16 protein-coding genes are annotated in these 23,352 nt (G+C 63.1%); 7 read left to right on the top strand and 9 right to left on the bottom strand.

Features of this window, described 5'->3' with window-relative positions:
• Nucleotides 1–165: 165 nt before the first annotated feature.
• Nucleotides 166–1,248: a twin-arginine translocation signal domain-containing protein gene (locus BV106_RS04865; protein ID WP_038161373.1), complete on the bottom strand. Its 1,083-nt coding sequence runs from the start codon at nucleotides 1,246–1,248 to the stop codon at nucleotides 166–168.
• A gap of 796 nt (nucleotides 1,249–2,044) precedes the next feature.
• Here BV106_RS04865 and BV106_RS04860 point away from each other — a divergent pair.
• The 5 genes from BV106_RS04860 (at nucleotide 2,045) to BV106_RS04840 (ending at nucleotide 9,142) form a co-directional block, all read left to right on the top strand.
• Complete coding sequence (locus tag BV106_RS04860) at nucleotides 2,045–2,806, top strand: hypothetical protein (RefSeq protein WP_038161313.1); 762 nt, start codon at nucleotides 2,045–2,047, stop codon at nucleotides 2,804–2,806.
• 454 nt (nucleotides 2,807–3,260) lie between these two features.
• The gene (gene lpxD, locus BV106_RS04855; RefSeq protein WP_038161311.1) at nucleotides 3,261–4,316 is read left to right on the top strand and encodes a UDP-3-O-(3-hydroxymyristoyl)glucosamine N-acyltransferase; all 1,056 of its coding nucleotides are present in this window, start codon (nucleotides 3,261–3,263) and stop codon (nucleotides 4,314–4,316) included.
• Between the two features lie 401 nt (nucleotides 4,317–4,717).
• On the top strand, nucleotides 4,718–5,488 hold the full coding sequence (locus BV106_RS04850) for a sigma-70 family RNA polymerase sigma factor (protein WP_051945101.1): 771 nt from the start codon (nucleotides 4,718–4,720) through the stop codon (nucleotides 5,486–5,488).
• 72 nt (nucleotides 5,489–5,560) lie between these two features.
• Entirely contained in the window at nucleotides 5,561–8,233 is a 2,673-nt protein-coding gene (locus BV106_RS35060) for a serine/threonine-protein kinase (protein WP_051945098.1), read from the top strand.
• A gap of 159 nt (nucleotides 8,234–8,392) precedes the next feature.
• Nucleotides 8,393–9,142, top strand: a complete 750-nt coding sequence (locus BV106_RS04840) for a hypothetical protein (RefSeq protein ID WP_265595349.1) — start codon at nucleotides 8,393–8,395, stop codon at nucleotides 9,140–9,142.
• A 422-nt stretch (nucleotides 9,143–9,564) separates the two neighbouring features.
• On the opposite strand, the gene BV106_RS04835 is transcribed toward BV106_RS04840, so the two are convergent.
• Nucleotides 9,565–11,151, bottom strand: coding sequence for a sialate O-acetylesterase (locus BV106_RS04835; RefSeq protein WP_265595348.1), 1,587 nt, complete (start codon nucleotides 11,149–11,151; stop codon nucleotides 9,565–9,567).
• Nucleotides 11,152–11,441: 290 nt separating this feature from the next.
• Here BV106_RS04835 and BV106_RS04830 point away from each other — a divergent pair, with 290 nt between their 5' ends.
• On the top strand, nucleotides 11,442–12,554 hold the full coding sequence (locus BV106_RS04830) for a Gfo/Idh/MocA family oxidoreductase (RefSeq protein ID WP_038161307.1): 1,113 nt from the start codon (nucleotides 11,442–11,444) through the stop codon (nucleotides 12,552–12,554).
• Here BV106_RS04830 and BV106_RS35055 read toward each other — a convergent pair.
• The 6 genes from BV106_RS35055 to BV106_RS35050 form a co-directional block, all read right to left on the bottom strand.
• Nucleotides 12,544–13,281 carry an SGNH/GDSL hydrolase family protein gene (locus tag BV106_RS35055; protein ID WP_051945095.1) on the bottom strand — a complete coding sequence of 246 codons (738 nt, stop codon included), beginning with the start codon at nucleotides 13,279–13,281 and terminating at the stop codon, nucleotides 12,544–12,546. The two genes, BV106_RS04830 and BV106_RS35055, sit on opposite strands and share 11 nt — an antisense overlap.
• A complete protein-coding gene (locus BV106_RS04820; protein WP_051945092.1) occupies nucleotides 13,278–13,859 on the bottom strand; it encodes an adenylyl-sulfate kinase in 582 nt (193 codons plus the stop codon). Before BV106_RS04820 ends, BV106_RS35055 begins: the two co-directional genes overlap by 4 nt.
• Nucleotides 13,860–13,969: 110 nt before the next feature.
• Nucleotides 13,970–14,716, bottom strand: coding sequence for a glucose 1-dehydrogenase (locus BV106_RS04815; RefSeq protein WP_038161304.1), 747 nt, complete (start codon nucleotides 14,714–14,716; stop codon nucleotides 13,970–13,972).
• 314 nt (nucleotides 14,717–15,030) lie between these two features.
• Nucleotides 15,031–15,276, bottom strand: a complete 246-nt coding sequence (locus BV106_RS04810; RefSeq protein WP_038161300.1) for a hexameric tyrosine-coordinated heme protein — start codon at nucleotides 15,274–15,276, stop codon at nucleotides 15,031–15,033.
• Nucleotides 15,277–15,314: 38 nt separating this feature from the next.
• Nucleotides 15,315–16,163, bottom strand: a complete 849-nt coding sequence (locus tag BV106_RS04805; protein WP_038161298.1) for an alpha/beta fold hydrolase — start codon at nucleotides 16,161–16,163, stop codon at nucleotides 15,315–15,317.
• A gap of 814 nt (nucleotides 16,164–16,977) precedes the next feature.
• Nucleotides 16,978–20,400 carry a serine/threonine-protein kinase gene (locus BV106_RS35050; protein ID WP_051945088.1) on the bottom strand — a complete coding sequence of 1,141 codons (3,423 nt, stop codon included), beginning with the start codon at nucleotides 20,398–20,400 and terminating at the stop codon, nucleotides 16,978–16,980.
• A gap of 118 nt (nucleotides 20,401–20,518) precedes the next feature.
• Here BV106_RS35050 and BV106_RS04795 point away from each other — a divergent pair, with 118 nt between their 5' ends.
• Nucleotides 20,519–21,259: a sigma-70 family RNA polymerase sigma factor gene (locus BV106_RS04795; protein WP_051945085.1), complete on the top strand. Its 741-nt coding sequence runs from the start codon at nucleotides 20,519–20,521 to the stop codon at nucleotides 21,257–21,259.
• Nucleotides 21,260–21,649: 390 nt separating this feature from the next.
• Here BV106_RS04795 and BV106_RS04790 read toward each other — a convergent pair whose 3' ends face one another.
• Nucleotides 21,650–22,546 (bottom strand): RNA polymerase sigma factor RpoD/SigA, encoded by an 897-nt coding sequence (locus BV106_RS04790; protein ID WP_009958032.1) that lies wholly within the window; start codon nucleotides 22,544–22,546, stop codon nucleotides 21,650–21,652.
• Nucleotides 22,547–23,352: the final 806 nt, after the last annotated feature.

Below are 23,352 nucleotides of genomic sequence, written 5' to 3'. Positions count from 1 at the left end.
GTCCAGAGCTTTAGCTCGGAATTGAAGCGCATGGGCAACACGACTGACGAGCTAAAGTTCTATGACTACTTTGCTGTCGCCCGCTCCGCCCCGCGCTCCCTCCCATGCGCGAGCTCAGGTCTTGCGTCTTATGTCTTCCAGTCTTGTGTCTCCCGCTGCGGGGGCTCATACCCGATGCAGCTTGTACGGGTACACCTTGTTCGCATTCCACTGACACACATACAGATCTCCCTGATCATCCGCACACACATCATGCCCGTGCTGGATCACCGCCTGCTCCTGCATCATCAGCAGCACCTGGCCATTTTCATCGAACCTGGGCGCTGACCCGCCGGGGTTTGAGATCACACGGTTGTCCTTGTCCAGGATGGTGACAAAGCCGCGGTTCAGCTTGGGGCGGTAGTCGTTCGGGATCATGCCAAAGCACACCCCCGCCAGCAGGTTGTCCCCGCTGATGACCGGGCGGCTGATGAACGCCCCCGGCAGATACACAGACCGGACAAACTTGCCGTCCAGCGTGAACCACTGGAACTCATTGCGCATACGCTCCGTGCAGAGCAGCAGCGGCTCCGGCGTGCGCGTATCCACCGCCACCCCGTGCGCCTGCAGGAACTTCCCGGGCGCGAGATCGCTCTTGCCGCCGAACTTGTCCAGAAACTTGCCCGTGGCATCGAACCGCAGCACGAACTGCGAGCCATACCCATCTGCCACATAGATCGTGCCATCCGGTGCGGCCGTGGCCTCCGTGGGCGCATACTTCTGGCCCACCGGGTAGGCCCCGCACTGCTCGGCGGTGGGCAGCTCCAGCAGGATCTTCCCCTCCAGATCCGCCTTCAGCACCCGCCCCTTGGTATCGGTGATCCAGAGCACTTCCTTGTCTCCCTCACGCACCAGGGAGAGCCCGTGCGCCCCGCCCAGATTCAGCGTCCAGGTGCCCAGCAGAGCCCCCTTCTTGTCATAGATCAGCATGTTGTTCTTCGCCTGGTCCGTCAGCATGAAGAGGCGGCCGTCTTTCACCTGCACCATCTCGTGGCAGTTGTTCACCGGCACCTTCGCGGCATCCGCCTGGCTCCAGAGCTTGTCCACGCGGTACCGGTGCGTGCCGTGCCCGATGATCGCCCCGTGAAACTCCGGGGCCGTCTTGTCCGCCGCCCGCACATGCGGGAACGCCGTCAGCGCTGCCGCGGTGGCAGTGGATTGGACGAGGAAACTACGACGGGAAAAAGGGCGGGTGGGGGACGTGGACATGGCTGTGTGGAAGGACAGGGGAAGCCGCCCGACGGGCCAGTCTTGCAGCAGAAGGGGAGTAGAGTCAGATCCCACCACAGGCATGCGAAGATCCGACCGCTGCGCGGAGACACAAGACTTAGAAGACACAAGACGCAAGACCTGAGCTGGCGCATAAGAGAGCGCCTTCAACGAAGCATTCAGTAAAAGGAGTGAGGGACATTCCTGTCCCGGTCCCGTGCAAGCGTCCCATGACGCCGCAATCTGCTTGGGCTACTCTACTCGTGCGTCAGGTCAGCTCAGGTCTTGCGTCTTGTGTCTGGCAGTCTTGTGTCTCCTTGCAGCGGTAAAATGTCCCTCGCTTCTTTTACTACTGACCGCTTCGCGGAGCAGGTCGGGCCTGAAGGGCCCTAAGAGCTCAGCCCAGGGGCGTAGGCCACGAAGTGGACGCAGACCCTGGGTTGATGTCCCCGCCTTGCACGGCGGCCTGAAGGGTCGCGAGAAAGCGTCGCTTGCCGCGCGGACGGCCGGAGTCTGTCGCGGGGAAAGCCCGCAAAGGACGGCCCCGCTGCATCTCTACGCTCCCATGCGGGGCTGGGAACCCCCGCCTCCTTTAGGCCTGATCGCTCCGCTCCTCGTCCTCTCTCGTGCGCCAGCTCAGGTCTTGAGTCTTGAGTCTTCTAGTCTTGTGTCTCCGCGCAGCGGTAAAATGTCCCTCCCTCCAATTACTGACATCTCCGCTGGGCAGGGGCTCTTGTGTGCCGCCTCCGTTCTACAGTGTTGACGGCCAAAAATATCCGGGGCAGACTTCCGGCAGATGAAAATCCCCCCTTCCATCGCGGCAATTGCGGCTGCCCTGTTTCTGGCCTGCCCGGCCTCCGCTCCAGCGCAGGAGACCCTGCCTCCGGAGGTCAATGCCTTGAAGGCCAAGTATGATGAAATCACGCGGCGCGATGTCTTCCAGCCTTTCGAGAAAGACCTCGCTCTGGCGGTGGCCAAGTACGCCTCCACTCTGGGTCGTGATCTGGAGGTTGCGCGGAGAAACGGCAAGCTCCAGGAGGCTGCGTCGATGGAGGCGGAGCAAAACCTGCTGAAGAACAACCAGCACCCGCCGCCGGTGGATGAGCCCGATACACCCTCCGGCCTGGCGAAATTGAGAACCGCCTGGCGCGATGATCTGGCCCGGCTGGTGCAGGCCCGCGACCGCAAGTGGCAACCTGCCCGGGAGGAGTATGCCCGAGGCCTGGACGCGCTGACGGCCGCCTTGGTGCGCACGAACAAGCTGGATGATGCCCTGATCGTGACGCGTCTCTCAGAACGCATGAAAGACCCGGCGCTCAAGCTCACCGGCGTCTGGAACATTGAGCGCTGCGGGGAGGTCAAGAACGAGTGGAAATTCAACAAGGAGATGACCTACAACTACGGGAACAATACCGGCAAGTTCATCTACAAGAACGGCGTGTACAGCCTGAACCACACCTGGGACTGGGAGATCACGCTCGTGGATGACGACCACTTCGAAGGCTACTGCACCCGAGGCAAGAAAGGCTGCATCATCAAGGCCGTGCGGGTGAAGTGAGAGCCCGCTACGCGGGAGACACCAGACTGCCAGACGCCAGACATCAGACCTGAGCTCACGCATGGAAGGCCGCCTCCAGCGAAGCAGTCAGTAAAAGGAGCGAGGGACATTCTTGTCCCGGTCCCGAGCAAGCGTCCCATGACGCCGCTCTCCGCCCGGACTCCCAACCCCTGCGCCAGCTCAGGTCTTGAGTCTTGAGTCTTCTAGTCTGGCGTCTCCCGCGCAGCGGGCCGGACATTCCTGTCCCGGTCCCGAGCAGGCGTCCCATGACGTCTCCTTCTCCACTTATACCCAAGCTTCCTGGCGTGGGTTGTGGGGCGGAGCAAAGTAGTCACAGGCTTCAGCCTGTTCAGTCGCGTGGCCGAGCGGTACGAACGCCAGGCCAAAGCCTAGCACCTTTTGCATCCGCATTCCGTTCCTTTTCAGCTCAGAATTGTGATGTATGGATACCCCGATGATGAATATTACTCTGCTGGAGCTCGCGGAGCAGTTGGGCGTCACCCCGCCCGCTGATGCCGAAAACGTGTCCATCACCGGCTTTGCCTCGCTTGGAGATGCCCGGGTGGGAGATCTCACCTTTTTCTCAGATGCCCGCTACCGCCAGCATCTGAGCACCACCCAGGCCAGCGTCGTGCTGGTGACGGCCGATTGCGAACAGGTGCCGTCCCACTTGAAGACGCTCGTCGTGCCGAATCCCCCCGCCGCCTTTGAGAAAGTGGTGCACAAGTACGGGTTCCAGCCCACCCCGCCCGTGACCGGCATACACCCCACTGCCGTGGTGGCAGATCCTGACTTCGGCGGCAGCACTGGCATCAGCATCGGCGCGCATGCCGTGGTGGAAGCCGGGGTCCGCCTGGGGAACAACGTCGTCATCGGGGCCGGATGCTACGTCGGGCACAACGTGCAGATCGGGGACGACAGCCGCCTCTTCCCGAACGTGACCGTGCAGGAGTCCTGCCAGATCGGGCGACGCGTCAGCATCCACTCGAACACCGTCATCGGTGCCGACGGCTTTGGGTATGAGTTCGTGAACGGCGAGCACCGCAAGGTCCGCCAGACCGGCACAGTCCAGATCGATGACGATGTGGAAATCGGGGCCTGCAGCACCATCGACCGCGCCCGCTTCGGCCGCACCTGGATCGGCCAGGGCAGCAAGATCGACAACCAGGTGCAGGTGGCGCACAACGTGGTCATCGGCAAGCACTGCGTCATCGTCGCCTCTGTCGGCATCTGCGGCAGCGTCCAGATTGGCGACTACGTGGTGATCGGCGGCCAGGTCGGCATCATTGAGCACGTGAAGATTGGCTCCGGTGCCTCCATCGCCGCCCGCACCGTGGTCACCAAGGATCTGCCTCCCGGCCGCGCCGCCTACATGGGCTTCCCCGCCGCCCCGGCCAAAGAGGAGCGCCGCCGCATGGCCGCCGCCCGGAAACTGCCCGAGCTGGTGGAGACCGTGCGCGAACTGCAGAAGAAGGTCGAGGACCTCCACCCCGCTTCGCAGGAGCATTGACCCGCTGCGCGGGAGACACAAGACGCAAGCCTGAGCTGGCGCGCACAAGCGCCCATGCTCAGCGGAGCGGTCAGGCCAAAGGAGGCGGGGGTTCCCAGCCCCGCTCAGTCGCGTCACCCACCACCTCCAATTCAGGGCTAGATTTCGGTGCTCCGTTGAGCAGCCTTCTCGGACTACACCGCAGGCGGCAGCAGAAAGTAGTCCTAGAGCTTTAGCTCGTCAGTCGCGCTACCCACGCGCTCCAATACCGAGCTGAAAGCTCTGCACTACATGGCCCGACCGCCCCGCCCCTCGCCCCCAACCATGCGCCAGCTCAAGTCTTGAGTCTTGTGTCTTCCAGTCTTGTGTCTCCCCGCGCAGCGGGGCCTTGACTTCGCACCATCCTGATTTCCCATGAGGGCATGGTAGGCAGGCAGGGCGGATTCCCCACCACAGAATGGACGGCCGTGGTCAAGGCAGCGTGCACTGGGGACACCCAGGTGCGGCGGCAGGCCTTGGACGGTCTGTGCCGTGACTACTGGATGCCCCTCTACGCCTTTGCCCGGCGCATGGGGCATGACCAGCATGATGCCCAGGACCTCACGCAGGGCTTCTTTGCCTATCTGCTGGAGAAGGACCTCCTCACCTCCGCCAACCGGGAGCTGGGCACGCTGCGCACTTTTTTGCTGAAGACCTTTCAGCGCCACATCGGCGATGTGCTGGATCGCGAGCGCGCCCTGAAGCGGGGCGGCGGCAGGGAGTTCATTTCCCTGAACCTGAACCTCCAGGAGGTGGAGACCCTTTTGATCGAAGACGGGGCCGGAGCGGCGGGACACTCGCCCGAGGCGCTCTATGACCAGGCCTGGGCTCATGCCATGCTGCGGGCAGCCTTGCTGCACCTGCATGACCTTGAGGCCATGGCGGGCCGGGGGCGACAGTTCGAGATTTTAGAAGGGTGCTTGAATCCCGATGCGGCGGATTCGAGGAGCGCACAGGAGGCCGGCGCGTTGCTCCAGATGTCTGAGGAGGCCGTGCGCCAGACGGTAAGCCGCCTGCGCAAGAAATTCCGCCAGTGTCTGCGGGATCGCATCGCCGCCACGCTGCAGGATCCGGACGACGCCCGCATTGATGAAGAGCTGCATGCTCTGAAAGCCGGACTGCGGGGGCGTGGCACGCCTCTGGCGGGTGGATAGACCGCTGCTGCCAAGACGTTCTCGTCAGGCGCAGATTTTGATGCATCATGTGTCCCTGCACCCAGACGTCTCATGGCGGAGCCATCCCATCCTGAACCAGAATCCTGCGATGTGCCCGGCCGCCTGCCGGAGCTTGGCCTGTTGGACCTGGGCTTCCTCACCGAAGGCGCGGGCGAGACCCAAGCTGGCGCGATGCTCGGGGAGCGAGCAGGGGAAATGATCGGCCGCTACCGGCTCCTGGAGCTGCTGGGAGAGGGGGGCTTCGGCCACGTGTGGAAGGTGGAGCAGTCCCGCCCTTTTCACCGCTTTCTGGCGCTCAAGCTCATCAAGCCCGGCATGGACAGCCGGGAGATCCTCGTGCGCTTCGCCGGGGAGCGTCAGGCGCTGGCCCGCATGGACCACCCGAACATCGCCACCGTGCTGGACGCGGGGGCCACTCCCGCAGGCAGGCCGTACTTCGCCATGGAGTACGTCAACGGCGTGCCCGTCACCTGCTACTGCGAGGATCGCAGGCTGGGGCTCACCGAGCGGCTCCGGCTCTTCATCGCCATCTGCGGCGCGGTGCAGCATGCGCATGTGAAAGGCGTGCTGCATCGGGACCTGAAACCGTCCAACGTCCTCGTGGGCGAGGTGGACGGGCGACCCGTGCCCAAGGTGATCGACTTCGGCATCGCCAAGGCGCTGGGATCCGCCACGGACGAGACCGTAGGCGCCTCCCATCTTGGCAGCCTCCTTTACACCCAGAGCGGCACCATCATCGGCACCCCGCAGTACATGAGCCCGGAGCAGGCAGGCAGCATGGCGGATGTGGACACCCGCAGCGATGTGTACTCCCTGGGCGTCATCCTCTGCGAGTTCCTCACCGGGTGCAGCCCCTTCCCCGGTCAACCCACGGGCCTGACGGACACGCTTCGGTGGATCCGCGAGACGGAGGCCGCCCGCCCCAGCCAGTTGGTCCTCGATCCCGCGATAGGCTCCACGAACCACGGCGGCATGGAGCGCTCCCGCCTCTCCCGCCTGCTGAAGGGGGATCTGGATTGGATCGTCCTCAAGGCGCTGGAGAAAGACCGCGCCCGCCGCTACGAGACGGCCGCCGCCCTGGCGGAGGACGTGCAGCGTCATCTGGACCAGCTCCCCGTCCACGCCGTCGCCCCCACCTGGCAGTACCAGCTGGGCAAGTTCACCCGCCGGCACCGGGCCGCCCTCATTTCCTCGATCCTCATCGCCGCCGCCCTCCTGGCCGGTACCGCCGCCAGCCTGTGGCAGGCCGCCCAGGCAGAGGAGAGCCGCGCCGAGGCGGAGGGCAACTTCCAGCGGGCGCGCAGCGCGGTGGATCACTACCTGAATGAGGTGACGGATCACGCCCGGCTCAAGGAGGCAGACTTCACTGATCTGCAGCGGAACCTTCTGGAGACCGCTCTGCCCTTCTATCTGGAGATGAGCAAGTCGCCCAAGGGAGACGTCCGGCTCGACAGCAACCGGGCCGCGGCACTGTGGCGGCTGGGCACCATCTACCAGAGGATCGGCGAGCTGGAGAAAGCCGAGCCCTTCATCCTGGAAGCCATCGAGATCGAGACCCACCGCTTCAAACAGCAGCCCGATGACCCCGTCCTGCAGTCAGGCCTGGCCCTCCGGTACGGCACCCTCGGAGTCATCAGAGAAATGCGCGGGCTCTATGAGGAATCCATCGCCGACCAGATCAAGGCGGAGGAGTTCTATGAAATGCTCCTGCGCAAGACCCCCGACCACCCGGCCTACTTGAATGGCTTGTGCATCGTCCTGGGCAACCGGACGAACGCGGTCCTCTTCACTGGCCGCCATGCGGAGGGGCTGCCCTTGATGCTCAGGGCCGTCGACATCGCGGAAAACCTCACCACCCGCTTTCCCGAAAACCCCAAGTACCGCCTGCAATTGGCCGTTTGCCAAACCCGCCTGGGCGCCACCTACCACACGCTGAACCGGAACCAGGAAGCAGAGCCCCTGTTCCGGAGGTCCGCGGTGTTGCTGCAGGACATCCTGCGGACAGAGCCTGCCAATCGCGAGGGCCAGCGCCAGCTCGCCGCCAGCGTGTATCATCTGGGCGTCACCCTCTGCATGCTGGACCGCATGGAGGAGGGCATCACCCAGATCCGCCGCTCCGTCGGCCTGCAGCAGAAGTTGTGTGATGAATTCCCCTCCATTGCGAAGTACCGGGAAAACCAGGTCATCCGCCTGGAGTACCTGGCAGACATGCTGGAACGCGTGGGCCAGGACGAGGAGGCCTTCCGGTTGGCCGGGCAGGCGGGATGGATGCTCGTGGACCTCAACTCCCGCTTCCCCAAGACGCCGCAGTACCGGGAGCTGGGCGCCTCTGTGGAGGCAGTGCTGAACAAGCTGCACAAAAAGGGGAAAGCGACCCCGATGGTTAAAGGAAACGCCCTCATGCTGCCCGCGACACCTGGCACCGGCCCTCTGCGACAGCCCACCAAGTTCAAGTTCGACTACCACGGCACCGACCCCGGGCCGCGCATCTGGACCAAGACCCCAGATGGCTGGACGGAAACCCAGCCTTCCGGCGTGCAGAACCGCTATCTCATCGTCGGCCCCAAAAAGGTGGACGGCGTGTCCGGTGTGGAGATCCGGCGCGACGGCGTGAACAACCTGCGCATCTTCATCCCGGACATGAACGTCATGCAGACCCCCTGCATCTGGATGCATGCAGACGGCGTCTGGCAGATCATCGGCGGCATCACAGGGATGGAGTAGGCACTCGGACGGGCAGGCAACCCGTCAACCAGACAAGCCTCGCAGATTTTTTTGGCGATTGTTGTCACGCCAGAAGGCGGCTTCCCAAGGAAGAGGTGATCCCCGGCAGGTATGCCAGGGGATCTCGTTCTCACACCTTCGGTTCACAACACTCGACCCATGAAAAACCTGCTGCCTGCCATGCTCACCGCCGCCACCGCCCTCACGCTCACCTCCCCGGGACTCCTCGGTTGCGATGTGAAGCTCAACAACGACCCCAAGCTGGCCAAGTCCCCCAGCCTGAAGATCACCGGCGCCACCGTGGAACACCTCAAGGACCTGGACCTCATGGTCTTCAGCATGAATCTCGAAGGCCCCGCCGGAGACACCGTGCCCAAGAAGGCCGGTCAGCTCGACGGCGCCCCGGTGCTGGCCTATGTATTTCCTACCACCCTGAAGGCATCGGATGTCGGCATGGGCAAGGCTGAAGGCATCGTCGCCCTCGCCATCACCTCTCACCCGGACTTTGATGACACACCCCTCTGGGATGAAAACGCCAACGGCCGCTATGATGACGACAAGGTCATCTACCACACCCACTGGGCCCTCCTGACCAAGGACGACCGCGTCCCCGGCGGACTCTCCGTGAAGGAGTTCAAGAAAGAAGACAAGACCGTGGTCCTGCCCCCCACCAACTGCGGCATGCCCATGTACCTCGATGCCGCCGGCCACCCCGTGGTCACCAAGGGCAACACCATCCGCGCCATCGTGCCCGCCTACTACCTGCGGAACAAGACCGAGTTCAAGTTCGATGCCGTCACCTGCTACATGCAGGTCAACACCTCCTGCATGGCCAAGCCCATGCTCGGCGTGTATGAAGTGTACTCCGTCGCCTCCAAAGACCTGAGCCTGCCCTACAAGACGAAGTAAACCCTGCCACGGTCTCCGTCTTGCCGGGAGCCTGCGATGCGTTTGGGCGTCGCAGGCTTTGTTATGTCCTAGGAGCTGCCTGACCTCCAACACCTGGATGCGAAGCATCTTTGGAGTGCGCGCGGGAACCGCCGCTTTCGCTACGCCTAGTGAGGAGCTAGAACCCTTCGCCCTCCGCCGGAGCCCACCACACCCCATCCAGCCTGCCTCTGCCCGAAGTTGATCCCAGTATGGGATCTGTAGCACAGCCCAATGGTTGGACGAGCCCTAAGCGAGTCAACCTTGGGTTGCCTCCGCAGTAGATCATCAGGTGTGGAGGCCAACTATGTCCGCTTCTTCCCCACCGCCATCAACACCCCCACGTCGGTCGCTCGGTCGCGATGCCGCAAGAATATCAGGTTGATCACACCCTCACCACCCCCCTACTTCCCCTTCCCCGGCAACGGCAAGCCATCCGTCCGAAACGGAACCGCCGGCAGTCCCGCCGTATTAAAAAAGTTCGGCTTCTCCAGCGCAGGCACAAAAGCATACCTTACCGTCTTCGGCTTCGGCACACCCGCCGCCTTCAGCAGCACCGCATTCCCCCTGATCTCCGCCACCGCCGCCTGGTAGTTTCCATCATCCCCGGCCACTTCAAAGCCGCGCAGGGCCTCGCCGTCCCGGCTCTTCAGCTCCCCGTCGCCGGGGTCAAACTCCACCACCAGCCCGCCGTTCACCGGCTTGACCCCTTTGTACTTCGGCCCCCGCCAGGCGATCTTCTGTCCATACGTCTTCCCCAGCGCCAGCCAGGCCAGCCGGCGGCCGATCGGGGACTTCTCTCTCGGGTGCAGTTCCTTGGGGTCATTGGTGTCATAGGTCACCACAAAGCCGCTGTCCGGCACATCAGAGGCCAGTTTTTCCTGAACCTCACGCATATAGGGCCAGTAGCGGCCGTCCTCCGGCTCCCGGGCTGGCAGTTGCACCAGGTAGATGGGATACTGCCCCAGCGCCTTCTCCCCGGACGCCGCCGCCCATCGCGCACGATACTCCCGCGCATAGGCCACGAAGAGATCGTGATACACCGTCACCCAGTCCCACTTGGAATCCCATTCCCCCTGGTACCAGATCTGGCCGCGCAGGGCAAAGGGCTGCAAGGGAGCGATCATGCCGTTGTACAAGGCAGACGGACGCCGGGACCAGCGTGGCCCGATGAGCTCGCCCGGCTTCGCCAGCGTGGCCGGCACCGGTTTCTTCGCCTTCTTGAGCTCGTCCACCTTGGCAAAGTAGCCCGTTGTTTCCTTGTCGCGCTGGGCCTGCTTCTCCGGCGTCCAGGTCTTAGTGGCATTGCCCCACCAGGTGCGCAGATACTCGGCGGAGGGATCTTTGTCGCGCACTTCGTTGGGGATCCAGGAGTACAGGTTGGTGGCACCCACGGAGGACCGGATCAATCCCAGCGGAACGTCCGGCAGATGCTTCTGCAGCTCCTCGCCAAAGTAGAACAACGTGGCGCTGAACTTCATGATCTCCTCCGTGCTCGCCAGCGTCCAGGTGCCTGCGGCGTTGGTGACCGGCGCATCCGCACCGGTCTCAGCGACCTTGAAGAGCCGGATCCGGTCAAAGGTGCCGGGCGGCATCTTCAGGATCTCATCCTTGCGGTCGGTCACGTTGAGGTTCCAGTCCATGTTGGACTGTCCCGTCCCCAGCCACACATCGCCCACCAGCACGTCCTTGACGGTGATTGTGTTCTTTCCTTGAATCACCAGCGTCTGTCCGTTTTTAGAGACCGGCTTGGGCTTCAGCACCACCTGCCACTTCCCGTCTGCGCCAGCGACGACCTTTTGCGTCTCTCCGCCGAAGGTCACGCTCACTGCTTCACCCGCACTGGCCTGGCCCCAGACGGGCAGGGGACGCTCCCGCTGCAGCACCATGTGGTCGCAGAAGAGGGCATTGGGCGTGACCTCCGCAGAAGAGCAGATCGTCAGTGCTGCGAGCACCAGGGCCGACAGCGTGGGAATGGAGCAGGATTTCATGAAAAAAATGCGGCACCTCATGGCCAAAATACATGCCTATCATCCTGAAACGCTCTCCACAATAGACCATGCGGTCGGGAGAAATCGCACGAACGCCCGGACACGCCCGGCACGCTTTCCAGCGATTTAGCTGTCCCTTCTCTGAAACCCGACGACGGTGAGCCTTATGGAACGCCACCCGTTTCTCCACCGAGCCCAGAGGGCCGGCCCACCAGGGAGGCGTACGCAGGACTTTTTATCGGTAAGGGCCGTGTTCATGCCGCGATTCGGGTTGGGGTTCCGCCCCTGATATGAAAACGGACTCGCTCGGTATTGGCGCCATTGGTACGGGAGGCTTCGGCCTGTTTGCCCTCCAGCAGTTTCTCCAGGTGCCGGGGGTCAAGCTCGTCGGCATCGCAGGCACGCTCCGGGATGCGGCCCTCGCCATGTCCCGACGCTTTGGCGTGCCGGATCTCGTGGAGGTGGACGCACTGCTGGGGAGCCCGGAGGTGGACCTCGTTTACATCGCCACGCCTCCCTTTCTGCACTATCCCCAGGCTCGGGCGGCGCTCCTGGCTGGGAAGCACGTGCTCTGTGAGAAGCCGCTGGCCATGACCCTGGAGCAGGCGGATGATCTGCTGGCGCTGGCCCAGGAACGGGACCTCCTCTGCGTCGCCAACCTGATGCAACGGTACAACCCTCTCTTTGAGGCCACCCGGGATCTGGTGACCTCCGGTGTCCTGGGGGCCTGCCTGCATGGCTGGTTTGAAAACTACGCCAGTGACGAAGGACTGGGTGTGGACCACTGGTTCTGGGATCGCGAGAAGAGCGGCGGCATCTTCATCGAGCATGGGGTGCACTTCTTCGACCTCTTCGAAGGCTGGCTGGGCGAGGGCACGGTGGTGGCCGCGCAACGTGTGCTAAGGCCCGGGTCCGGCATTGAGGAGCAGGTGCAATGCACCGTCCGCCATGCCAGCGGACCACTGGTGAATTTTTATCACGGCTTTACCCAGCCTTCGCGGCTCGACCGCCAGGAGTTCCGTCTGCTCTTTGAGCACGGCGAGCTCACGCTGGAGGAGTGGGTGCCAGTGCGGGCGCGGATCCGGGCTGCCGTGGATGAAGCTCAAACTCGCACCCTGATGGAGCTGTTCCCAGGTTCACGACTGGATGTTCTCAAGACCTTCGGCGGTCGCGACCGCACTGCCCGCGGAAGGTTCAAGGAACTCGACATCTACCAGCAGATCGAGATGCAGCACGCACTGGGCGATGACAAGCAGCGCCGCTATTGTGAACTGCTGCGGGCGCTCTTTGCCGATCAACTGACGTGGCTGCGTGATCGCAACCACGTCAGGAAGATCACCGAGCGCAACGGCCGCGACTCCGTCGCCATGGCCGCCATCGCAACGCAGCTGGCTACTTCTTGATGGCCTCCGGCAGCTCTCGCTCCACAGACTCCGCGCAGGTCTTCGCCAGCACCGCATAGGCCTCCGGCTTCCAGTGGAACTGGTCGCCGCGCGCCCACTCGAGCTTGCCCACCAGCAGGGAGTAGAAGTCATTCACCGGCACGTTCAGCTCCTTCATCACATTCGCCGCCATGCGGTTGTGTTCGATGATGACGGGGTTGATCTCGGGATCCAGCTCGGTGGGCTTGCCCTTCACCGTCACCGGCGTGCTGCTGGCCCAGATGACCTTGGCCTTGGGCAGCTTGGTCCGGATCACTTCCACAAAGGCCTTGGTCAGCGGTTCGAAGGTGCCTTCTTTGATGCGTCCCGCCTGCCAGCCATGCAGGCCCATGTTGAAGTGCACCACATCGTACGGGCCATTGTCCAGCATCTCACCCAGCAGCTTGTTCAAGTTGGCAGACTGCGCGTGCGGGTGCATCCAGGCATCCACATACGCCTTGCCATCCAGCGCCTTGATCACACCATTCATATAACCGCCCAGGATGGAGTCCCCGATCAGCAGCACCCGCGGGCGGCTGGTATCTTCGATCACCGCCTTGTTCAGTTTCCAGCTCTTGCCGTCGGCATGCAGACGTTTGTCCGTTTCTTTGGCAGGCGGTGGATCCGCCGCCATCATGCCGGTGGCGGTGAGGAGCATCGAGCCAGCGGCGACCAGTAGATGACGACGGGTGAGGAAAGCGCAGTTCATGGAGAAACTTCTACGCGATCCGCTGCCGATTCTTCACGGGCGATTTGTTCCAGCACTTGAGCCACGCATTCGGCGATGGAGTTTTCTTCAGTATTCAGAGTCAGATCGAGATGCTCTGCCACGGGAGGCTCAAAGGGAACGTCCTGGGGATGCCCCGCTCCTGCGGGACGCTGGTACTGGCCTTTCGGATCACGCCGGGTGCAAGTCTCCAGAGCGGCATTCACGTAGAACCAGCGCAATCTCTGGCCCAGCACCTGCGCCACGGCTTCGCGATAGTTCACCCGTGGCGCCATCGTCGCCACCAGCACCGTCAGCCCCTGTTGCGCTGCCAGAGCGGCCACTTCCGCTGCACGGCGGTGGTTCTCATTGCGGTCTGCTTCGGTGAAGCCAAGGTCCCGGCAGAGGCCGCGCCGCAGCTCATCGCCGTCCAGGCAGAAGACCTTTCTCCCGGTCTGCTCAAGCCGGGCTGCGACTTCCCAGAGGAGCGTGGTCTTGCCCGCACCCGACCGGCCGTAGAACCAGTATACCGGCGGACAGGAATGAGCTGGAGGTGATGAACATGAACGGGGTGGGGTCACCCGGCAACGTAGCCAGAAAATGGACAACCTTGCATCAGAAATGAGCCCCTCAGTTCAAGGAATTATCGCCCCTGCCGCCAGCAGCAGGCAGGAGCGCCAAAGCTCAACGATCAACGCAGGCCGCCGCCCGCGAGGAGCTGCTCGCCGGTGAGCCAGCGGGAGTCATCGGAGGCCAGGAACACGGCAATGTCGGCAATGTCATCTGGCTGGCCGATGCGTCCCAGCGGCGTCTGGGACACGATGGCGGTGGCCATCTCTGATCCGATGAATCCGGCGCTCGTTGCGCCTTCGGTTTCGATCATGCCAGGGTTCAAGGAGTTCACTCGGATCTTCTTCGGCCCAAGCTCGCGGGAGAGTACGCCAGTGATCGCGTCAACGGCCCCTTTGGTACCGGTATAAACGGCGCTGCCGGGAGGGGTGATGCGGGCGACCACGGAGCCGACGTTGATGATGCTGCCGCCTTCGCCGAGGTGTTTCACCGCCGCCTGCGTGGTGAGCAGCAGACCCAGGACGTTGATGTTGAACTGGCGGTGGAAGTGCTCCTCGGTGATGGCCTCGATAGGGGAGAACTCGTACACGCCGGAGTTGTTCACCAGGATGTCCAGGCGGCCGAAGTGCTCAATCGCCGCCTCGATGATGCCGGCCGCCTCCGCAGCCTTGGAGACATCGCCCCCTACGGCCACAGCCTTGCCCCCGGCTGTGGTGATCGCGTTGACCACCGTCTCGGCCCCAGCCTTGCTGGAGGCATAGTTGACCACTACGGATGCGCCGGCGGCCGCCAGTGCTTTGGCAATGCTAGCGCCAATTCCCTTGGAAGCACCGGTGACGACAGCGACTTTACCTGCGAGTTTGCTCATGATGATGAAGGAGTTGAAGATGAGATTCTGAAGTCCGGACCAGAGGTCACCAGCGGCACCGTGCCGCGAAGACTTCCTTAGTTCCGAACATCTGAACTAACGCCGGTCAGTGCGGGCAGGGTGCATGGGAAAAGTGAAAAGTTGAGAGTAAAAAGTGAAGAGTGCGGAGCATCGGACGGGGGCGACAGCAGCGTAGTGCAGAGCTTTAGCTCGTCAGTCGCGCCACCCACGAGCTCCTGTGCGCCAGCTCAAGTCTTGCGTCTTGAGTCTTCTCGTCTTGTGTCTCCGCGCAGCGGTGGAATGTCCCTCCCCCCCTACTCCTGCGCCTTCGCGTTGCGGATCCAATACTGATTGGCGGCCGCGACCGTCTGGAAGTTGATCGCGATGACTTGGGACGCTGCGGTCAGGCTGTCGGCATTCTCCGCATAGGTCGCACGCAACTTCGTGCGGACCTCCGCGGAGGGCTGGGTGTATTTCACGCCCATGCGGGAGAGCAGGATCGCGAGTTCGTACCCCGCCTGAGGGGTCGGAGTTTCAAGAGAGGTCAGCCAGGTGTCCATACGGTGTGTGATGTGTAATGATGAGATGATGAAGCCGGTCAGTTCCGGCGTGCGGCCAGCTCTGCAGAGACGGTGCGCTTGGCGCTCCAGTTCAGCGCGTACAGCGCTACCTCCTCCCAGCCGGGCTGGGCGATGATGAGATGCGATCTTCCCGGGAACTCCCGGTAGTCCGTGATGGCGGAGGAGCGGCGGTAGAGCTTGTAGTTCAAGGCATTCACCACCGGAGGCACCAGCTGGTCCTCCCGGCCAGCGAGCAACAACAGCGGACTGCGATCGCGATTGAGGTGACGCACGAAGTGCGCGGGCCTCAGCGTGAAGCTGCTCAGCGCCAGCTGAAAAAGCGGTCGCCCCGGCGCGGGCGCGGCATAGGCCTCATAGGCCAGCCAGGCGTCTTCCTCGTTCATCGTATGGGCAAAGGTTTGATGAAACTGCTCAAACGTCAGCGTCACGGTGCGACGGTAGTTCCGGAGGTTCCCCAGAGCAGGCAGCCCGGCCTTCAGCGTGGTGAAGGGGAGCCAGCTCACCCCATGAGGAGCGGGGGCGCTGATGGACACGCCCGCCGAGCCCAGTCCGCGATCGAGCAGCATCTGCACCACCAGCCCGCCTACGCAGTGCCCGATCAAAATAGGCGGACGTTCCAGCCCCCGGATGATGCATTCGTAGTGGTCCGCGATTTCCTCGATCCCCAGGCCCGCCATGGCGGAGGGGTCTCGACGCAATTCCTCCAGCCCGTCATCCGCTCCCGGCCAGGCCGGGGCCAGTACCGGATGCCCGCGCTCCTCAAAGTAGGTCTTGAAGTGATTCCAGACCCGGGGCGTCGTCCAAAGCCCGTGAATGAGCAGGATGGTGCGGGGACCCGAACTCAAGAAGGAAAAGTCAAATCTCATGGCGCAGCGGGGCAGACAGTTTGGGAGAATGCATCACCGGAGTGGCGATGTCTCACTTGGCCATTGGGAGGCCGGGCGAGATCGTGACAGGCCGCTGCAGATTTTTTGTTGGCCTGGGGCAGCTGGGGTGGTCCAGCTCCGGTTTTTGTCGCGAGTTTCTCATCAGCCTGCCTCAGGTTCCACCGGCCTCAGAGCTTTGCCCTCTGCCTGACGATCTCCGAAGGCGGTTGTAGTTGTCAACGTAAGGAGAACCGACCAACCGTGCGTGTTTTGGGATAGGTGCCAAGGAACCACCTGGAGATGCCCGCCTCAGACCGAATTTGATCCCAGTATGGGATCTGTAGCACAGCCCAACGTTGGACGAGCCCTAAGCGAGTCAACGTTGGGTACCTCCGCAGAGGATGATCAGGTGGGAAGGCCGACAGCATCGGCTTTCTTCCCACCGCTATCAACACCTCCATGTCAGTCCCCAGGTTCCTCGGCAAGCACTAGCTGAAGCGTCTGCTGCGTGAATCTCGTGGCAGACTCCCGGCTGTCCCTCGCCCTGGCACCGCCCGTTCTAGCGCGAACCTTGGCTCCTTGATCCCGCTTCCTGCCACTGATTGATAGACGGGGGAATTTGTGCCTCCTTACGTCGGAGTGCGTGCGGGAACCGCCGCTTTCGCCTGCGGGATGGACTGCCAGCCTCCCGGCATCTTCGCCAGCATGTTTTCCATCAGCCTGCCGCAGGTTCCATCAGCCTGCCGCAGGTTCCATCAGCCTGCCGCAGGTTCCATCGGCCCAAGGCTTTGCCCAACGGTGTGTCTGCTCCCGCTTACTCCACATTCTGCATGCTCCCCAGCAGGTACCAGGGGGAGTCCTTGTTGTTGCGGGCCTTCAGCCGCATCTTGTCGGGGGTGGACCGGTCGGGCACAAAGACCTGCAGGCCGGGGACATCGCTGCGGCCGAGCAGGGAGCCTTCGACCCCCTCCACCGTGATGCGCCCGATGACGCTGAGCACATTCTGCCTTCCGGAGGGCTGGGTTTCCGTCCAGATGTTACCCTCTCGAACCCAGGTGCGCACGCCCGGATCGGTGAACTTGTAGTCGTAGGTGAAGCGTTTCAGGGTCCGGTCTCCCGGCTGAGCCGGTGCCGCAACGGGCGCGGCAGGGGCGCCCGCGGCGGCGGGAGGTGCGGGAGCGGGCACCTTCTGCTCGGGAGCAGCCACCAGGGAGGGCACCCCCTGCAGGTGGGCGGTGAAGAATATTTCCTCACCCCCCAGCGCATCGGCCGGGAGGGTGCCGGCGCGGTCCTTCTTGTACTGCCACAACCATGCCAGGGCCTGGCGGGCGTTGGTCTCGATGATGACGCGGCGTGCCTCGGGGGTGAGCTTCTCGTCCTTCTGCACCACCGGCAGGATCGTGGTCATCAGGTAGATGATTTTGCGCAGGGCCTCCGGGTCTTTGTCCGCCATCTGGAGGATGGTCTGCACCTCCTTCAGCGCGGCCGTATGGTCCCCGGACTTCAGGTGGATGCCCGTCATCGCGAAGTGGATGGAGACGAGGATCTGGGCGTAGTGCCGGTTCCCAGGCGCTCCTTTGAGCGTGACGACCTGCTGGGTCAGGGCCTTCTGCAGCAGCGGACGCGCCCGCTCCCAGCCTGGCGTTTCGTCGATCAAGAGCGCGAGCTGACACAGCGTCTTGACGAGCGAATTGCGATACTCCGTGAGAGACGGGAAGGCGGACACCAGTTCCTCCTTCTCCTTGATGCCGCGCAGCATCGTCTGCTCCGCCTCCTGCTGCCGCCCCAGTCGCCATTGCATCACTCCCAGCCCATGCAGGCCCTCTGCCATGGCCAGCCGGTACTCGGGCACAGCGGGATTCTGCTTCATGAGCAGTTCCTGCAGGGCCACCGTCTTGTGAAATGCCTCCTCGGCCGGGCCAAACTGGTCGGCACGGAACAGCAGCCAGCCGTGGTTCCCGGTGCCGATCGCCAGAGCGTTGCGGTACTCGGTCACATCGGGGAACCGCGCCGCCAGATCGCTGAGCACCTCCGTCGCCCTGCGGGATGCCGTGGCGGCGTCGTCAGGTCGGTCTTGCTGACTGCAACACTTCGCCAGATCCGTCAGGATGCGGGACAGCCCCAGCTGATGATCCTGAGATATTGGGTCCTCCTGGATCAGGCGCTCCTGAAGGGCGAGCGCCTTCCGGAGCACTGCCTCCGCATCGGCCCAGCGTCCGCCCTTTGCCAGGAAGGCGCCATGGCCGCGCAGGGCCAGGGCGAGGGGGGCATTGGCACCCACCGTGGCAGGCCGGGCGGCCCCGTGCTGGGTGGCGGCCGTCAAGGCACTCTGAAACGCGGCTTCTGCGTCCGCAGGGCCGGAACGGGCAAGGTCATTTCCTGAATCCGCACGACTCTGCCCGCGGGTTTCGTCCTCAGCCAGCCCGCTGAGCAGCAGGCCCAGATTGGCATGGCTCGTGGTCAGCTCACTGGCGAACACCGCCTCCTTGGGGAAGCGGGCGGCCAGATCCTCCAAGATCTGGATGGCTCTGCGCAGGGAGAGGTCTGATTCATCAGAGCGCCCCAGCTTCTGCTGCACCACGCCCAGCACCTGCAGGCTTTTGGCCTCGATCTGCTTCGCCTTGGGTGCCGTCCTCTCTGCCTCAGGCAGTTGAGCCAGCCCGGAGATGGCTTTCCTCAGGCTGCTCTCCGCCTGCGCGGTATCACCGATGACAAACGAGATCGTCCCCAGGCGCAGGTAGGCTCCGGCCTGCTCCATCCGCACCGCGGGATCATCGCTCTGCTGCGCCACAAACTGCTGGTAGAAGGGGAGAGCGGTCTCCAGCAACTGCTGACGCAGGCTCTGGAGATTCGCCTGGGAGAGCCGCCGGTCGTCCGTCACCTTGTTCAGGAACTGGTCCACTGCCTCCCGCGCCCGGGCCAGGTTCGCCTGGGCTTCAGCCTGGCTCCTGCGGCTCTGGTCCAGCGCCTTCTGCGTATCCTTGCCCGCCTGGATGGCGCGGGCCGCCTGGGTGTAGCTGATGAAGGTGGCGGCCACCAGCGCGGCGGCCACCGTGGCCCCGGCGGTGACGATGGTCCGGTGACGCCGGACGAACTTGGAGGCCTGGTAGCTCCACGTGGGGGCGGCCGCACTCACCGGCTCCTGCCGCAGATGGCGGCGGATGTCCTGGGCCAGCGCGGTGGCGCTCTCATAGCGGCGGTTGCGGTCCTTCTCCAGCGCCTTCATCACCACCCAGTCCAGATCCCCGCGCAACCGGCGGGCGATGCGGCTGGTATCGGCCCGGCGGGCTTGACTCCCCGGGGCGGGCACCAGCTGGAGCAGCGCCTGGCTGGGGCGGGGCGGGGTGTGTTCCCGGATCCTGCGCAACCATTCCTCGAACCCCGCGGCGCGGTCGGTGTCCATTTGCAGGGGTGTGCGACCGGTGAGCAGCTCGTACAGAATGACGCCCAGGGTATAGATGTCACTCCGCGTATCCACATCCGGCAGGCTGCCGGCCTGCTCCGGGCTCATGTACTGGGGCGTGCCGATGATGAGGCCGCTGTGGGTGCGCAGGTGCTCCATGAGGGTGCCCACCCCGTCGGGCTGCCCCCCCAGGGCCTTGGCAATGCCGAAGTCGATCACCTTGGGCACCGCCCGGCCGTCGCGGTCGGCCACCAGGATGTTGGAGGGCTTCAGATCCCGGTGCAGGATCGCCTTCTGGTGGGCGTGCTGCACGGCCTGACATACCGGAATGAAGAGCTCCAGCCGCTGCTCGATGCTGAGCTGGTGCTGGTCACAGTAGGTGGTGATGGGCAGACCCTGCACCAGCTCCATCACGAAATACGGCCGCCCGGCGGACGTGGCCCCGGCGTCGAACACCGCCGCGATGTTCGGGTGATCCATCAGTGCCAGCGACTGCCGTTCGGTCTCGAACCGTGCGCTGATCTCCCGGCTGTCCATCCCGGGCTTGATGACCTTCAGCGCCACTTCGCGTCGGATGGGGTCCCACTGCACGGCCTTCCACACCATGCCGAAGCCGCCTTCTCCCAGCAGTTCCTTCAGTTCATAGCGGCCGATGAGTGTGCCCGCCGCAGCGAGGTCGCTCTGCGGATCGGCGGAAGCAGGAGGGGGCAAGGATGCCGTGGTCCCGAGCGACTCTTTCTGCGTGAAGCTGGCGAGATCGATCAGCCCGGAAAGAGGCTGGTCTTCACGGGACGGCTTGTGCGGGGCCGGTGGGGGATCGCTTGAGGCCGACATGGCTGCATCATGGGGTCATTTATGCGATACTCAACCGCGACGGCGCTTGTTGCAGGGTCATTTCCTCGCAATTGATTTGACGCTGCCGGGGCGGGGCTCTTTTTTCGGCACGTACCCTATGGAGCCCACGCAACATGCTGCCTTCCCTGTGACCCAGTGGACAGAGGTGGTGAGAGCCTGCCAGCAGGAGGACGGCACGCGCCGCCAGCGCGCGGTGGCCTCCCTGTGTGGGGAGTACTGGTATCCGCTCTACGCCTTCGCCCGCCGCACCGGGCGCAGTCAGCATGATGCGGAGGATCTGACGCAAGGCTTCTTTTGCCACGTGCTGGAGCGCAACCTCGTCGCCAATGCCGACCGTGAGCTGGGCCGACTCCGGACGTTCCTGCTGAGCATCTTCAAGCGCTACATGAGCGACGTGGATGACAAGGCCCGCGCCCTGAAACGCGGTGGCGGGCAACCGGCCGTGTCGCTGGACGCCCAGGATGCGGAGCAGCGTTATCTCTGTGAACCCGCCGATGCCGAAACGCCGGAGACCCTCTACCAGCGGGCCTGGGCTCTGGCAGTGTTGCAGAGCGCGGTGGAATCCCTGCGCTCGACGGAGCATGCTGGCGGGAATGGGCGACAGTTTGAGATCCTGGTCCCGCACTTGAGCCCCGACTCAGAAGCTGCCGGATCTGGGTATGAAGGCGCGGCAGAAGCCCTGAAGACCTCCGTGGAAAATGTGCGTCAGCTCGTGAGTCGCCTTCGGAAGAAGTATCGGACGTGTCTGCGCCAGCAAATCGCCGCGACCCTGCACGAGCCTGGCGAGGAGCAGATCGACCTGGAAGTCGCCGCGTTGAAAGCCGCCCTGAGGCGGTAGGGGGATGCCAGTGCGTCAGTGGGCGGTGCGTCAGTGCGTCAGACCTGAGGTCTGGGGCGAGGTGACACGGGCGTCCCGCCTGTGCGTGTTACCGGCATCCTGCCGGTCGTCACGCCAGGCGTAGCGCAGATCCTGTGCTCTGCGGCCACGTAACCTTGAACCTTGTTCCTGGGTAAAGGAGGCGGGGGTTCCCAGCCCCGCTCATCCAGACACCTCCTGACGTAGGCAACGGCTGGAGCAATCAAGCCTGCGCCAGCTCAAGTCTGGCGTCTGGCGTCTTCAAGTCTTCTGTCTCCCGCGCAGCGGGCAAAAAAACAGGCCGCGGATCTCTCCGCGGCCTGTTCTGAAAAACTTGTCTAGCTGGACCAGCGATCTGGTCCCTACCTGCGACTACTCCGCCGTCACCTTGTCCTTCTTGGACCGGCGCTTCTTGCCGCCCGCGTTGCGGAGGGCCTTCGGGATCGGGTCTTCCTTCTTCTGCAGCGCACGGCGCAGCTTGCGCAGCGCGATGTTTTGCAGCTGACGGATACGCTCACGGGTCACGCCGAACTCTTGGCCGACCTCTTCCAAGGTGCGGGCCTTCTGGCCGTTCAGGCCGAAGCGGGCGTCGATGATCTTGCGCTCACGCTCATCCAGAACGGTCAGGAGACCGTCGAGCTGGCTGTGCATGTTCTTGTGGCTGAGCAGGTCGAAGGGCGTCTGAGCGTTCTCGTCACCGACGATTTCGCCGAACTCCGTGCTGTCGTCCTCGCTGATCGGGGCGTCGAGGGACGCAGGGCGCATGGAGGCGACCTTCAGCTGGCTCAGCTTGCCACGGTCGATGCCGATTTCCTCGGAAAGCTCGTCATCAGTAGGCTCGCGACCCAGCTCCTCAGACATCGCCATGGCAACACGGCGCATCTTGGAGATCTTGTCCACCATGTGCACGGGCAGGCGGATTGTCTTCGACTGGTTGGCCAGAGCGCGCTTGATGGACTGTTTGATCCACCAGGCGGCGTACGTGGAGAGTTTGCCACCCTTATTAGGGTCAAAGCGCTCCACCGCCTTCATGAGGCCGATGTTGCCTTCGGAAATAAGGTCGAGAAGCGGGAGGCCGTAGTTGGCGTAGTCCTGCGCGATTTTCACGACGAGGCGCAGGTTCGCACGGATCATGTGCGAACGGGCTTCGGGATCACCCTTTTTGATGCGTTCGGCAAGCTCAACCTCCTGCTGCGGAGTCAGAAGATCGGTCTTGCCGATTTCGCGCAGGTAGATTTTGATGCCTCCATCGAGTTCCATGTTGGCCATAAGTGAGAAAGGGGAAAAATTTGGGGGGTTAGCAACCTAACTTGCTTTCTTGAAAATTCTTCCAAAAAATTGGGCAATTAATTTTAAGCAATTTCTCTGCCAGCGAACGCAGAGTTTTGCGGTCATATAGTGGTCTTCCTGATGGCGGGCTATGAGAAAGACGGAATTGCCGCCCTTCCGTTCAAACAAAAAAGCGGATTCTGGTCAATCTCAAAATCGAGAAATGCCAACAATTGGACACATTCAGTTTCAGTCACTTCCGTATCGTTGCTGGAATCTTCATAACGCGTGGCTCATGGGTTAGGACGATTGTGATCGCAAAAAATTGCGAATATTAATAAAAGGCCACTTTTTCCTGTCGTTGGCTCCGGAGCCGTCCACCCGAATGCAATGTCTGTTTTTTGCGAAGTGTTACGCCTGTTGTGCATTTGGTGCGCTTTTTCATGAGCCTTCTTTCACAGGAGCGGGGCCTCTGACCCCCCATTTCGGAAAAAGAAGGCTTCCTCGACCCTCACGCCCAGCATAGGGAAGGGCGGCAGTGTTCATCCTTGCAGTCATTTGGCTTCTCCTCAGCCTGTGACGCGCCCCATCCCCACCCGCCCCACCCGGGATCGCCGCCCGCTTCCGCCTCCCTGCCCGGCGTCAACTGCGCTGCGCGAGGCGGTGCTCTCTATTAAAGGAGAGGAAGCCATCACCCCCGAGCCCTGTAGCGCCGCGGAGTTCTTCAAAGTCCATGCTTCGGCTCCTTGGACGAACCATCTGCGGCGTTCGCCCGAACGAGATGGACTAAAAACCGACACTTTTGT

This window comes from Verrucomicrobium sp. BvORR106 (genome assembly GCF_000739655.1).
Taxonomy (GTDB): Bacteria; Verrucomicrobiota; Verrucomicrobiia; order Verrucomicrobiales; family Verrucomicrobiaceae; genus Verrucomicrobium.
This window is presented reverse-complemented; position numbering and strand designations above follow the sequence as displayed.

What these genes read in the sequence shown, in the direction of transcription:
- BV106_RS04865 (WP_038161373.1), bottom strand. Translation starts at nt 1,248, where the DNA reads ATGTCCACGTCCCCCACCCGCCCTTTTTCCCGTCGTAGTTTCCTCGTC.
- BV106_RS04860 (WP_038161313.1), top strand. Translation starts at nt 2,045, where the DNA reads ATGAAAATCCCCCCTTCCATCGCGGCAATTGCGGCTGCCCTGTTTCTG.
- lpxD (WP_038161311.1), top strand. Translation starts at nt 3,261, where the DNA reads ATGATGAATATTACTCTGCTGGAGCTCGCGGAGCAGTTGGGCGTCACC.
- BV106_RS04850 (WP_051945101.1), top strand. Translation starts at nt 4,718, where the DNA reads ATGGTAGGCAGGCAGGGCGGATTCCCCACCACAGAATGGACGGCCGTG.
- BV106_RS35060 (WP_051945098.1), top strand. Translation starts at nt 5,561, where the DNA reads ATGGCGGAGCCATCCCATCCTGAACCAGAATCCTGCGATGTGCCCGGC.
- BV106_RS04840 (WP_265595349.1), top strand. Translation starts at nt 8,393, where the DNA reads ATGAAAAACCTGCTGCCTGCCATGCTCACCGCCGCCACCGCCCTCACG.
- BV106_RS04835 (WP_265595348.1), bottom strand. Translation starts at nt 11,151, where the DNA reads ATGAAATCCTGCTCCATTCCCACGCTGTCGGCCCTGGTGCTCGCAGCA.
- BV106_RS04830 (WP_038161307.1), top strand. Translation starts at nt 11,442, where the DNA reads ATGAAAACGGACTCGCTCGGTATTGGCGCCATTGGTACGGGAGGCTTC.
- BV106_RS35055 (WP_051945095.1), bottom strand. Translation starts at nt 13,281, where the DNA reads ATGAACTGCGCTTTCCTCACCCGTCGTCATCTACTGGTCGCCGCTGGC.
- BV106_RS04815 (WP_038161304.1), bottom strand. Translation starts at nt 14,716, where the DNA reads ATGAGCAAACTCGCAGGTAAAGTCGCTGTCGTCACCGGTGCTTCCAAG.
- BV106_RS04810 (WP_038161300.1), bottom strand. Translation starts at nt 15,276, where the DNA reads ATGGACACCTGGCTGACCTCTCTTGAAACTCCGACCCCTCAGGCGGGG.
- BV106_RS04805 (WP_038161298.1), bottom strand. Translation starts at nt 16,163, where the DNA reads ATGAGATTTGACTTTTCCTTCTTGAGTTCGGGTCCCCGCACCATCCTG.
- BV106_RS35050 (WP_051945088.1), bottom strand. Translation starts at nt 20,400, where the DNA reads ATGTCGGCCTCAAGCGATCCCCCACCGGCCCCGCACAAGCCGTCCCGT.
- BV106_RS04795 (WP_051945085.1), top strand. Translation starts at nt 20,519, where the DNA reads ATGGAGCCCACGCAACATGCTGCCTTCCCTGTGACCCAGTGGACAGAG.
- BV106_RS04790 (WP_009958032.1), bottom strand. Translation starts at nt 22,546, where the DNA reads ATGGCCAACATGGAACTCGATGGAGGCATCAAAATCTACCTGCGCGAA.